Origin of the sequence: uncultured Desulfobulbus sp., assembly GCF_963662935.2 — a bacterium.
Lineage (GTDB): Bacteria > Desulfobacterota > Desulfobulbia > Desulfobulbales > Desulfobulbaceae > Desulfobulbus.
This window is the reverse complement of sequence record NZ_CAXXTL010000002.1, coordinates 1,750,167-1,762,413: the sequence shown is the minus strand read 5'-3', so window position 1 is coordinate 1,762,413 and position 12,247 is coordinate 1,750,167. Positions and strand designations below refer to the sequence as shown.

8 protein-coding genes are annotated in these 12,247 nt (G+C 57.2%); 6 read left to right on the top strand and 2 right to left on the bottom strand.

The genetic code is table 11. From position 1 onward, the window contains the following. The 6 genes from ACHZCX_RS12055 to purL all read left to right on the top strand — a co-directional run bounded on the left by ACHZCX_RS12055 (position 1) and on the right by purL (position 10,621). Entirely contained in the window at positions 1 to 1,389 is a 1,389-nt protein-coding gene (locus ACHZCX_RS12055; protein ID WP_319587475.1) for a hypothetical protein, read from the top strand. Next, entirely contained in the window at positions 1,386 to 2,411 is a 1,026-nt protein-coding gene (locus tag ACHZCX_RS12050) for a DNA-binding protein (RefSeq protein WP_319587474.1), read from the top strand. Before ACHZCX_RS12055 ends, ACHZCX_RS12050 begins: the two co-directional genes overlap by 4 nt. A 1-nt stretch (position 2,412) precedes the next feature. After that, complete coding sequence (locus ACHZCX_RS12045; RefSeq protein WP_319587473.1) at positions 2,413 to 2,856, top strand: Fic family protein; 444 nt, start codon at positions 2,413 to 2,415, stop codon at positions 2,854 to 2,856. Positions 2,857 to 3,228: 372 nt separating this feature from the next. Further along, positions 3,229 to 4,818, top strand: a complete 1,590-nt coding sequence (locus ACHZCX_RS12040) for a peptide chain release factor 3 (RefSeq protein ID WP_319587472.1) — start codon at positions 3,229 to 3,231, stop codon at positions 4,816 to 4,818. Between the two features lie 226 nt (positions 4,819 to 5,044). Further along, entirely contained in the window at positions 5,045 to 6,586 is a 1,542-nt protein-coding gene (locus tag ACHZCX_RS12035) for a radical SAM protein (protein ID WP_319587471.1), read from the top strand. Between the two features lie 234 nt (positions 6,587 to 6,820). After that, positions 6,821 to 10,621, top strand: coding sequence for a phosphoribosylformylglycinamidine synthase (gene purL / locus ACHZCX_RS12030; RefSeq protein ID WP_319587470.1), 3,801 nt, complete (start codon positions 6,821 to 6,823; stop codon positions 10,619 to 10,621). Between the two features lie 100 nt (positions 10,622 to 10,721). On the opposite strand, the gene ACHZCX_RS12025 is transcribed toward purL, so the two are convergent. After that, positions 10,722 to 11,282, bottom strand: a complete 561-nt coding sequence (locus ACHZCX_RS12025; RefSeq protein WP_319587469.1) for a sugar transferase — start codon at positions 11,280 to 11,282, stop codon at positions 10,722 to 10,724. Further along, positions 11,279 to 12,229, bottom strand: a complete 951-nt coding sequence (locus ACHZCX_RS12020) for an NAD-dependent epimerase/dehydratase family protein (protein ID WP_319587468.1) — start codon at positions 12,227 to 12,229, stop codon at positions 11,279 to 11,281. The genes ACHZCX_RS12025 and ACHZCX_RS12020 overlap by 4 nt, the downstream gene beginning before the upstream one ends. Positions 12,230 to 12,247: the final 18 nt, after the last annotated feature.

The window sequence follows — 12,247 nt, the reverse complement described above, 5'->3', positions numbered from 1 at the left end:
TTGTTGGAAGGGCTAAAAATTTCAAAAGTCATGTTTTCGAGTGCCAAGAAAACGGAATTGTTTAGACTTGAAGCTGAATTCTATACAGCAAAAAGCTTTAACTCAGCAAATGCTTATTTAGGCGCTGAAATTATCGCCTTCTCGCAATACGGAACATCTGGTGAATTGAATGAGGAAGGCAGGGGTTATCCTGTTTTAAGACTCAATGAATTTTGCAGTCATTTCATCACGGCCCCAAGTAAATTCTGCCATCTGCTTGATGAAGAATCTTATCAGTCGCTCAGATTAAAGAAAGATGATGTTCTTATCTGCCGAACAAATGGAAACCCTAGATTAGTGGGCAAATCAGCAATAGTACCGAAAGATTATGATTATGCCTATGCATCCTATCTCTTCAAAATAATACCAAAACAAGAACTAATCACATCCGCCACTCTGGTTGCTTATTTGAATTCAAAATTTGGACGCCTGGAAATCGAAAAGTTTTCTATGGCAAGTAACCAAGTAAACTTCAGCCCTGCCAAGTTTAGAGAAATGCGAATTCCAAAATTTGGACGCTTTTTAATGGGGCAGGTTGATAAGCATACTTTCAATGCTTTTGAGTTGCTTGAAAAAGCAAAGAAACTCTACTCCCAAGCCGAAACCCTGCTCCTTGACACACTCGACTTGGCGAATTTCTCTCCCAGCAACGAATCAGTCAATATCAAGTCATTCAAAGAATCATTCGCCGCCACCGAGCGTATGGATGCGGAGTATTACCAACCGAAGTTTGACGAGCTTGAGGCCAAGATAGCTGAAACCCACGAGCTGGTTTCCCTGGGCAGCCTATTGATGCTCAACCAGCGCGGAACGCAGCCCGATTACGCCGATGAAGGGCTGCCGGTCATCAACTCGAAGCATGTGCGGGAAGGCGAAGTTGTTTTATCCGACAACCGTGTCGCCAATTTGCCGGATAGCGAAAAGTCCCTGTTTATCCAAAAGAACGATGTCCTGATTAACGGCACCGGCGTCGGCACCATCGGCCGGTCAGCGCCTTACCTGCACGAGCACAACGCCATTCCCGACAATCACGTCACCATATTACGCACCGACAAGCTGAATCCTATCTTTCTCTCGGTGTATCTGAACTCGATTGCCGGGAAATACCAGGTGGACAAATATTTCAAAGGATCCTCCGGTCAAATCGAACTCTACCCGAAAGATATCGATTGTTTCTATGTGCCGCTGGTGGACGAGGCAATCCAAACAGAAATTGCCGCTCTGGTCCAACAGAGTTTCACCCTCAAAGCCGAGAGTGAACGCCTGCTGGACGTTGCCAAACGCGCCGTGGAAATCGCCATTGAACAGGACGAACCGGCAGCTCTCGCTTATATCGAGGCGTATTCATGAGCAAAGACCTGACCAATTCAGCCTTGGACCGGCAAAACATCCTCAACAATACATATGCCCTTCGAGAGATCGAGAAGGCGACGAATATCACCGGCATTCCGTTCGAGGGAAAGACGGTGGTATTGAAAGATCAACTGGCCGATTTTTTTGAAGTAACGCCACGAACCATTGATAACTATATCGAGAATTACAGCGATGAACTTCGCAGTAACGGTTACGAGGTTATCAAGGGTAACAGACTAAAATCATTGAAGTCTGCTCTCGAGAATCGAGATGTTCACGAAATATACTTCGCGAGCATCCAAAAAACATCGCAATTAGGGATATTTGACTTCCGGGCCTTCCTGAATTTGGCCATGCTGATGGTTGAAAGTGAACGGGCACGTCTGCTGCGTCAGGCAATCTTGGATATTGTCATCGACACCATTAACCAGCGCACCGGCGGCGGCACAAAATACATCAACCAGCGCGACGAGGATTTCCTACACTCCTGGTTTGAGGGAGACAATTATCGCAAGCAGTTCACCGATGCCCTCAGAGACTGTGTGGATATGGGCAACTTCAAATATCCTCTGTACACGGACAAGATGTATGTCAGCATTTTTCGGGAGAAGGCCAAGGAATACCACAAGATTTTACGATTGCACGAAACCGACAACGTGCGAGATACGTTGTATGCAGAAGTTCTTGATTTGGTGGCTTCTTTCGAGTGCGGCTTTGGGGCGATTTTACAAAACGAATGCAACCGGGCAGGAAGAAAACTGAGCTCTTCGGAGGTTGATGCCTTATTCCGGGATTTCGAACAGCAGCCACACTGGAAGCCCTTGATTGAAAAAGCCCGCCACAAGATGGCAAGCCGCGATCTGGCTTTCAGGGATGCGCTCCATCACCAGTTGCAGGCATATATCACCCCGCTGCGGGCTGAAGAGTTCGAGCGTTTTTTGGGAGAAAAGAGCAAGGAGTTGGCCGAGCGCCTGGAAGATGCCAAGGATGTCATGAAACGCCTCAAGGAGCGGGAGTAGCATGGCCATCATCTACCTCACGATTGGACAGGCTATTGAGGTCCACCGCAAAACGGTTGAAGTCAGCGGCGGTGGTGCCATGGGGCATCTGGAGTTGGGTAAGCTTGAAAGCGTTCTGGAGCATATCCAGAATGATGACTACTACCCGACGTTCGAGGGGAAGCTGACCCACCTCTTCTTCTGCGCCTGCAAATTCCACTGTTTTCAGGACGGCAACAAAAGAATCGCGATCACTTTGTGTGCGCAGATGCTTTTATTGAATGGCTATCTCTATTGCTCAAGCCAGTTTCTCCGTGAAATGGAAAACATCAGCTATCATGTTGCCGCCGGTAACATCGACAAAGAGCTGCTTGGCGAGGTCATAATAGCAGTAATAAACGGAGAAATGGATTCGGAAGAGCTCAAACTAAAAATTCTTGCAGCGATATCCAAAGACGAAGCTTGAGGGTCATCGTTGCCAGCGACTAGCCTGGATGGAACACAGTGCAATCCGGGGAATGCGCGCATGGTGCAGGACTACCCGAAATCCACTAGGGCTCCATCCAACTCCCTGGCCCAGACCCCATTTCGAGCGGAGGAAGAAATCTCACCCCTTGCCACTGGAGATTTCTCCCTTCGGTCGAAATGACGAGACACGGTTGTGTCGTCGTTGCCATCCTGCGAACAACAAGAAAGAATGAAGAATGGACAAATTGCGCTAACTGGGTTATATATCGTTTGCTTTCCTTACCCATGGGTCGGTTTCCGGCCCATTTTTTTTTGCATACCCTGATGCCTCAGGGTGCCCAGATGGACAAGAGACAGGAACGATTCGAACGTGAGCAGTCAACACCTCAAAGAAATACAGAAGCGCCGCACCTTCGGCATCATCAGCCATCCCGATGCCGGTAAGACAACCCTCACCGAAAAGCTGCTGCTGTTCGGCGGCGCCATCCAGATGGCGGGGGCGGTCAAATCGCGCAAAACGGCGGTCCACGCCACCAGCGACTGGATGGCGATTGAAAAAGAGCGCGGCATCTCGGTAACTACCTCGGTGATGAAATTCAATTACCGCGACTACGAAATCAACCTGTTGGACACCCCCGGCCATCAGGACTTCTCCGAAGATACCTACCGGGTGCTGACCGCCGTGGACTCCGCCCTGATGGTGATCGACAGCGCCAAGGGCGTCGAGACCCAGACCACCAAGTTGATGGAGGTCTGTCGGATGCGCAACACCCCGATCATCACCTTCATCAACAAGTTGGACCGCGAGGGCATGGAGCCGCTGGACATCCTGGCCGACATCGAGGAAAAACTGCAGATCGAATGCGTGCCGCTCAGCTGGCCCATCGGTATGGGCAAGGGCTTCAAGGGCGTCTACGACCTGCACCGCAAGCAGATCACCCTGTTCACCCCCAGCCAGGACACCCGGCCCGAGGATTGCATCGTGGTCAACGACCTCAATGATCCCCAGTTGGACAGCCTGCTTGGCAAATTTGCCGCCGAAAAACTGCGTGAGGATATCGATCTCTTGCACGGCGCAGCCAACCCCTTTGACCACGAGCAGTATCTCAAGGCCGGCCAGACCCCGGTTTTTTTCGGCAGTGCCATCAACAACTTCGGGGTGCGCGAGATGCTCGACGCCTTTGTCGAACTCTCGCCCCCTCCCGGCCCGCGTGCCACCCTTACCCGGATGGTCGATCCGGCAGAAGAGGCCTTCAGCGGCTTCACTTTCAAGATTCAGGCGAATATGGACCCGGCGCACCGCGACCGGATCGCCTTTTTCCGCATCTGTTCCGGCAAGTTCACCCGGGGCATGAAGGTCATGCACCACCGACTCGGGAAAGAGGTCAACCTGAGCAATGCGACGGTGTTCATGGCTCAGGAGCGTTCGCACGTCGACGAAGCCTATCCCGGCGACATCATCGGCATCCACAACCACGGCACCATCAAGATCGGCGATACTTTCAGCGACAAGGAAGAGCTCAAGTTCACCGGGATTCCCAACTTCGCGCCCGAGCATTTCCGCCGGGTGGTGCTGCGCAATCCGCTCAAGATGAAGCAGCTGCAAAAGGGGCTGCTGCAGATGGCGGAGGAAGGCGCGGTCCAGGTGTTCCGGCCGGTGGTCGGCAACGACTACATTCTCGGCGCGGTCGGCGTGCTCCAGTTCGAAGTGACCATGACCCGGCTCAAAGACGAGTACGGGGTTGACGCCACTTACGAGCCGCTGAGCTACACCCTGGCCCGCTGGGTGACCTGCGACAACAAGCAGCAGATGCGCGAATTTGAGAAGAAAGCCCAGTTCAACCTGGCCCTGGACGCCGAAGGGCATCTCTCCTACCTGGCCGAGGGCAGCTGGCGGCTGGCCCACACCCAGGATCTTTTTCCCGAGGTCGTGTTCCATAAGACCAGGGAATCGGTGTGATGGATAAGAGCGCCGTCACGACTCGTTTCTGGGAACGCCCTTAGGGCTTGCGAGGGGTCGACTGCAAGCAGAAATCTCCTCAGGCGATCGGGAAGTGAGACCTCTCCCTTGTCGAGATGACAGCAAAAGGGCCGTTCCTGTCCTTTCCTGAATACAGTTGATCTTACCGGGGGCCTTGCGGTGTATCCTCAATGAATTTGAATTACTATAAATCCGATTTATTCCCGTGCTGCTGATTGCCCCGCCCGTGGCCAAACCTGGCGAACCGCCGGCCGGCATAGCCCAACTGGCGGGCTGCCTGCGTCACCATGGGGCCGCGTGCACCCTCTTGGACGCGAGCCTAGAGGGTCTACTTTTCCTCCTCGGCCAAGCTCGCGATCCGAAGGATACCTGGTCTGTTCGCGCCTGGCGCCATCGTGACCAAAACCTCGCCGCCCTCCGTTCGCCGGAACTCTTTCGCAATACCGACCGGTATCAGCGGGCGGTGCGCGACCTCAATCGGGTGGTGGAACTGGCCGTCCGCCCCCGGCCCGAGCTTACGGTCAGCCTCGTCAACTACCAAGAGGACAACGCCAACCCGCTGGACAGCCGCGACCTGCTCCGCGCGGCGGCAGACCATCGCAACAATCTCTTTTTCCCCTATTTCCGCGAACGGCTGCCCGGACTGCTGGAAGCGAAGAACCCTCGTTTTGTCGGCGTCTCGCTTTCCTTCCTCAGCCAGGCGCTGTGCGCCTTTGCGCTCCTCGGCTTCCTCAAACACCATTTCCCGCACCTGCAGCTTATCCTGGGCGGCGGCCTGATCACCTCGTGGATGAGCAGTCCGCAATGGAACAATCCCTTCGCCGGATTGGTCGATCACTGTATTGCCGGACCTGGAGAAGGCCCGCTGCTCGCGCTCATTGGCGTTGACAGGCCCCGTGAAGACCTGCCGCCGGACTATTCGGATCTGCCGATGGCCGACTACCTCGCGCCCGGTCTGATCCTGCCCTATTCGGCCTCGCGCGGCTGTTACTGGAACCGGTGCAATTTTTGCCCGGAGACGGCGGAACAGAGCCGCTACCACCCGGTTGCTCCGGCCACGGTCGTGGCCCATCTGCAGGGATTGACCGCCCGGGTCCGCCCAGTCTTGATCCACCTGCTCGACAACGCCGTCAGCCCGGCGCTGATGCAGGCCTTCTGCGACCAGCCGCCCGGCGCCCCCTGGTACGGCTTTGTCCGCTTCCACGAACAACTGGCCGACGCGGACTTCTGCCTCCGGTTGCGGCTATCCGGCTGTGTGCTGCTCAAGCTCGGCCTGGAATCGGGCAGCCAAGCCGTGCTCGACGCCATGTGCAAGGGTGTCCGCCTGGACTTGATCGAGCGGGTGCTGACCGCCCTGCAACAGGCCGGCATCGCCACCTATGTCTACCTGCTGTTCGGCACCCCCACGGAATCGCTGGATGAAGCCAGGCAGACTCTCGATTTCACCCTCCGCCATCACCAGGCCATCACCTTTCTCAATCTGGCCATCTTCAACATGCCGCTTGCCAGTGCCGATGCCGGGCAATTGCCGGGTGGTGAATTCTCCGAGGGCGACCTGTCGCTCTACCGCGATTTTGTCCATCCGCGCGGGTGGGACCGCAAAGCAATCCGGACCTTTCTTGACCGGGAATTCAAACGTCACCCCACCATTGGCACCATTATTCAGCGCGATCCGCCCCTGTTCACCTCCAACCACGCTGCGTTTTTCAGTGGCTGCTTCTCTTGGCCGACGATTCAGGACGACTAAAAAGAGAAGGGAAAGCCTCACTTTGGGGCGGAAAAAAATCCTCTTTAATGCTAGGTTCAGCAGTCAGTGGCAGCCCGGATGCAGCCCAGCGTCATCCGGGGAAAAACAAGGCCTGATAACGGCAGGCTCCGGATTTCGTTACATTGCATCCGGGTTACACCATTAAATCGCCCCATTATCCGACTCCGCGCCGTTTGGAAACGGCTTTGCTCTCTCGAAAAAAAGGAATAAACCATGGCTTCTCTTGTCACCCAACTCCACCGTCATCTCAGGGCCGACTTTGCTTACTGCTTCAACATCGAATCCAGCCAGCCGCTGGAACCGCATGAAATGGAGCGCTTGCGTCTGATCCTGGCCGATGGTTTTCTCATCGACACAGTCACCTTTGAGCCGACGCTTATCGGCGAACGAGTGGTCGAAGTCGGCCCCCGGCTCAATTTCGCCACCGCCTGGTCCTCCAACCTGGTGTCCATCTGTCGAGCCGTAGGTCTGGACGTTATCAACCGGGTGGAGCGCTCCCGCCGCTACCTGGTTCCCCAGGACCAAGCCGTTGACGCCTTTGTCGCCAACAATCACGACCGGATGACCGAATGCGTCTATGCTGCGCCGCTGACCACCTTTGAAACCGGTATTGTCCCCGAGCCGGTCTACGAGGTCGATCTGATCGGCAAGGGTCCAGACGGGTTGCTCGACATCCCCGGTATCTCCATGGACCAGTGGGACCGGGAGCTGTATCACCGCTATTTTGTTGAGCGCTGTCGCCGCAACCCCACCATTGTCGAGATCATGGATCTCAACAACGCCAACTCCGAGCATTCGCGCCACGGCTTTTTCCGGGGCAAGCAGGTGATCGACGGCCAGGAATGCGGCAAAACCCTGTTTCAGGTGGTCACCGACACGCTGGCGGCTCATCCCAAAGGCAGCAAGGTCGCCTTCAAGGACAACTCCAGCGTCATCGAGGGCCATACCCTCACCACGCTGCTGCCCGAGCAGCCCGGCGCGCCCTCGGCCCTGCGCGAAACCACAGTCTGCTACCACCCACTGCTCACCGCCGAGACCCACAACTTCCCCACCGGCGTGGCCCCCTTCCCCGGCGCTGAAACCGGCACCGGCGGCCGCATCCGCGACGTCCAGGGCACCGGCCGGGGCGGCTTTGTCATGGCCGGCACCGCTGGCTATTGCGTAGCCAACCTCCATATCCCGGATTATCCGCTGGAATGGGAGAACAGCTACGCCTGCCCGGACAACCTAGCGCCGGCGCTAGAAATCGAGATCGAGGCCAGCAACGGCGCCTCGGACTACGGCAACAAATTCGGCGAACCGCTGATCCAGGGCTTCACCCGCTCCTTTGACCTGCGCCTGGAAAACGGCGAACGCTGGGGCTTTCTCAAACCGATCATGTTCACCGGCGGCATCGGCCAGATCGACAACCGCCACACCGACAAGAAAGACGCGCTCAAGGGCATGATCATTGTCCAGGTCGGCGGCCCGGCCTACCGGGTCGGCTTTGGCGGCGGCGCGGCCTCGTCGATGATGCAGGGCGAAAACGAAGCCAAGCTCGACTTCAACGCGGTGCAGCGCGGCGACGCCGAGATGGAGCAAAAGATGAACCGGGTGATCCGGGCCTGCAACGAGATGGGCGACTTAAGCCTGATCGACGTCATCCACGATCAGGGTGCCGGCGGCCCGGCCAACGTGCTCAAGGAGCTGGTCGAGCATGCAGGCGGGCGGGTCGAGATCCGCAACATCCGGGTCGGCGATCCGACCATGTCGGTGCTGGAAATCTACGTGGCCGAATACCAGGAGCGGGTCGGGTTGCTGATCAGCCCGGAGAACATCGAACGCTTCCAGGCCATCTGCGAGCGAGAAAAGGTGGCCTGCGAGGTCCTGGGCGAGGTCACCGGCGACCTGCGTTTTGTTGTCCAGGACAGCCAGGACAACTCCACCCCGGTTAACATCGAGATACCTGAGCTGCTCGGCAATATTCCGCAGAAAACCTTTGTCGACAGCCGCACGGTCCCGGCCCTGTCCGCCTTTGTCCCGCCGGCCGGACTGGGAGTGCGCGACGCCCTGGAGCGGGTGCTGCGGCTGGTGTCGGTCGGTTCCAAACGCTTTCTCACCAACAAGGTCGACCGGGCGGTTACCGGCCTGATTGCCCAGCAGCAGTGCTGCGGTCCCCTGCAGCTGACTGTGGCCGACGTGGCGGTGGTGGCCCAGTCTCATTTCGGCGTTACTGGCATTGCCTCGGCCATTGGCGAGCAGCCGATCAAGATGCTGGTGAACCCGGCAGCCGGGGCACGGATGGCGGTGGGCGAATGTCTGACCAACCTGGTCTGGGCCAAGATCAACGACCTTGAGCAGGTCAAGTGCTCGGCCAACTGGATGTGGGCCCCGAAACTGGCGGGCGAGGGCGCGGCCCTCCGCGACGCGGCCGAGGCCATGGCGACGGCGATGATTGCGGTGGGCATGGCGGTGGACGGCGGCAAGGACAGCCTGTCCATGGCCACCATGGTGCAGGATGAGGTGGTGAAATCGCCGCGTCAGTTGGTGATCTCGGCCTATGCGGCCATGGCGGACATTCGCAAGAAGGTCACCCCGGACATCAAGGAGCCGGGATCGGTGCTGCTGTTCATTGATCTGGCGGCCGGCAAGAACCGCTTAGGCGGCAGCGCCCTCGCCCAGACCCTGGGCCAGATCGGTTCAGAGGTTCCGGACATGGAAGACCCGGCCCTGGTCAAACAGACCTTCCTCGCTGTCCAGGAGTTGATCGATGGTGGTCTGATCCTGGCCGGACACGACCGCAGCGACGGCGGCCTGATTACCACAGTGCTGGAGATGGCCTTTAGCGGCAACTGCGGCCTCAATCTGGCTCTGAACGGATCAGCCACCGTGCTGGAAACGCTCTTTGCCGAGGAATTGGGTTTGGTGGTCGAGTGCCAGTGGAATCATCTGGCCAAGGTGAAAAAACGGCTGGCGCAGGCTGATGTGTCCTGCACCGTTTTGGGCGCCAGTACGGTCAAAAAGGCGATCACCATCCAATACAACGGCGACCTGGTCCTAGACGATGCCATGGTCTTGTTGCGCCAATGGTGGGAGGAGACCAGCTATCAACTGGAACGGCTGCAGGTCAACCCCGACTGCGCCGATGCGGAGAAGTTCAATATCCTCGACCGCAAAGGGCCGGAATATAAACTGAGCTTCGCTCCCGAGGCCACAGCACCGGCCATTCTGCAAAAAGCCGCTAAACCCAAAGTGGCTATCCTCCGTGACGAGGGTTCCAACTCGGACCGAGAGATGAGTTCCGCCTTTTACAGCGCCGGTTTCGAGCCCTGGGACGTGACCATGACCGACCTGCTCAGCGGCCGGATCGACCTGTCCGGGTTCCGCGGGCTGGCGGCGGTGGGCGGCTTCTCCTACGCTGACGTGCCGGAGAGCGCCAAGGGCTGGGCCGCCACCATCCGCTTCAACGAGCGGCTCCAGTCCCAGTTCCAGGATTTTTATAACCGGCCGGACACCTTCACCCTGGGCATCTGCAACGGCTGCCAGCTGTTTGGCCTGCTCGGCTGGGTGCCCTGGTACGGGATTGCGGCGAAAAAGCAACCGCGTTTCATCCACAACCTCAGCGGCCGCTTCGAGTCCCGCTGGTCCACGGTCAAGATCCTGCCGAGCAAGGCGATCATGCTCCAGGGCATGGAGGATCTGGTCTTCGGCATCCATGTCGATCACGGCGAAGGCTTCCTCCACTTCCCCGACGAGGCCATCCGTGAACGGGTCTGGGCGGAGCAGATGGCCGCCGTGGTCTATGTCGACGACGAAGGCCAGACCACCGAGGCCTACCCCTTCAACCCCAACGGCTCGCCTGGCGGACTCACAGGGCTTTGCTCGCCCGACGGCCGTCATCTGGCGATGATGCCGCACCCGGAAAGGACCTTTCTCACCTGGCAGGCCCACTGGCTACCCGAGGAGATGAAGAACCTGCCGGCCAGCCCCTGGTTGCGGATGTTTCAGAACGCCTATGAATGGTGTATGCGGTAGGAGAAACGGGGTATCCAAAGGAGAGGGGGACTTTTTTTCTGCCAATAGCTATCGGGGAGATCCGCAACATGCCTCTCAGGCGGATCGCCCTGGCAGCTGTTTAGTGAGAAACCCCGTCCCGATGGAGAACTTTCACGAGGGTCAGCCACAAGATCCGCAGATCAAACCAGAATGAGTGCCGCTGCAGATACTCCACGTCCAGTTTGACCTTTTCTGGAATGGGCAGTTCGTCACGCCCGTTTATCTGTGCCCAACCCGTCACTCCCGGCATCAACGCATGTACCCCTTGCGCAGTCCGCAAGGCGACCAAGTCATCTTGGTTGAATAGTGCAGGCCTCGGTCCGACGAAACTCATGTCGCCAATCAACACACTCCATAATTGTGGCAACTCATCCAGACTGGAAGTTCGGAGGAATGAGCCTATTGGTGTTAGGTAACTGTCCGGATTGTGCAGCAAATGAGTCGCGAGGGCTGGGGTACCCACCCGCATGCTGCGAAACTTGGGCATTTTGAAAATCCTGTTGCCCTTGCCCACCCGGTTCGACCAGTACAAAACCGGGCCGGGGGAAGTCAAACGGACCAACAAGGCCAGGATCAAAAGAGGAACTGCCAGAAAAATAAGGGTGCCCACCGCCAGCAACAGATCGAAACAGCGTTTCATCGTCCAAACATTTCCCGGAGACCATCTTCCAGCGTAACTTTTGCTCGCCACCCCAGTTCCCGTTCGATTCGTGCCGATGAATACCAAGCCGAACCCAATAGGCGATCCAAGGCCTCGCTGTCGAGGGGAAATCGCCGCTTAAAAAGCTTCTCCAGACCATTGCCGCAATGGGCAGCAAGGCGCAAGGCCGATTCGGGAACCGTCCATCGACACGGCGGCAACCCCAAGACCTTGCGCATCGCGTCATATAACTCGCGCCCGGAGGGGGCCTGTGGCCCAACGACGTTGTAGGTTCGACCGCTGGCCCGATCATCCTCGGCCACCAGGCATAGAGCAGCCACCACATCATCAACATGCACCAGGGAACGATGATTGCTGGTTTCCGCCAGAGGTGGAAACCAGCCCTTCTGCACTAGCCGCCCCATGCGCTCCAAATTGCCCCGCCCTCCTGAGCCGTACACCATAGCCAGACGCAAATTCACCACATGCATGCCGTACCGCGCCCCGGCTTCCAGTACGGCTTCCTCCGCCGCCTGCTTCGACTGGCCGTAAGCTGTTATCGGTTGACCTGGGAAATCCTCATCTGCGCAGGTATCAACCGGTTCAGCCATGGCCTTGACACTAGAGAGAAAGACAAATCGCCGTACACCCGCCTGCCCGGCTGCCTCGGCCAGATTACGTGTGCCTTCGAAATTAACCAGCCAGTGCTGTTTGGTATCCTCATCGGATAAGGAAGAAAAGGCGTGGGCATGGCCAGCACAGTGGAAGACACGATCAATGTCGGAACAGGCGCCAAGAAGCCTAAGAGGATCCGCCAAATCGGCCACATAAAAATTATCAATATCCTGATGATGACGGGTTAATAGTCGGCAATTTTGTCCACTATCCAGCAAAAGCTTCGCTAGATGGCGACCAATGAAACCGGTTGCCCCGGCGATAAGATCCATGAGGTCCCACTTAGATTT

Coding starts and splice junctions, on each gene's coding strand:
- ACHZCX_RS12020 (WP_319587468.1), bottom strand. CDS start 12,229: ATGGATCTTATCGCCGGGGCAACCGGTTTCATTGGTCGCCATCTAGCG.
- ACHZCX_RS12045 (WP_319587473.1), top strand. CDS start 2,413: ATGGCCATCATCTACCTCACGATTGGACAGGCTATTGAGGTCCACCGC.
- ACHZCX_RS12025 (WP_319587469.1), bottom strand. CDS start 11,282: ATGAAACGCTGTTTCGATCTGTTGCTGGCGGTGGGCACCCTTATTTTT.
- purL (WP_319587470.1), top strand. CDS start 6,821: ATGGCTTCTCTTGTCACCCAACTCCACCGTCATCTCAGGGCCGACTTT.
- ACHZCX_RS12050 (WP_319587474.1), top strand. CDS start 1,386: ATGAGCAAAGACCTGACCAATTCAGCCTTGGACCGGCAAAACATCCTC.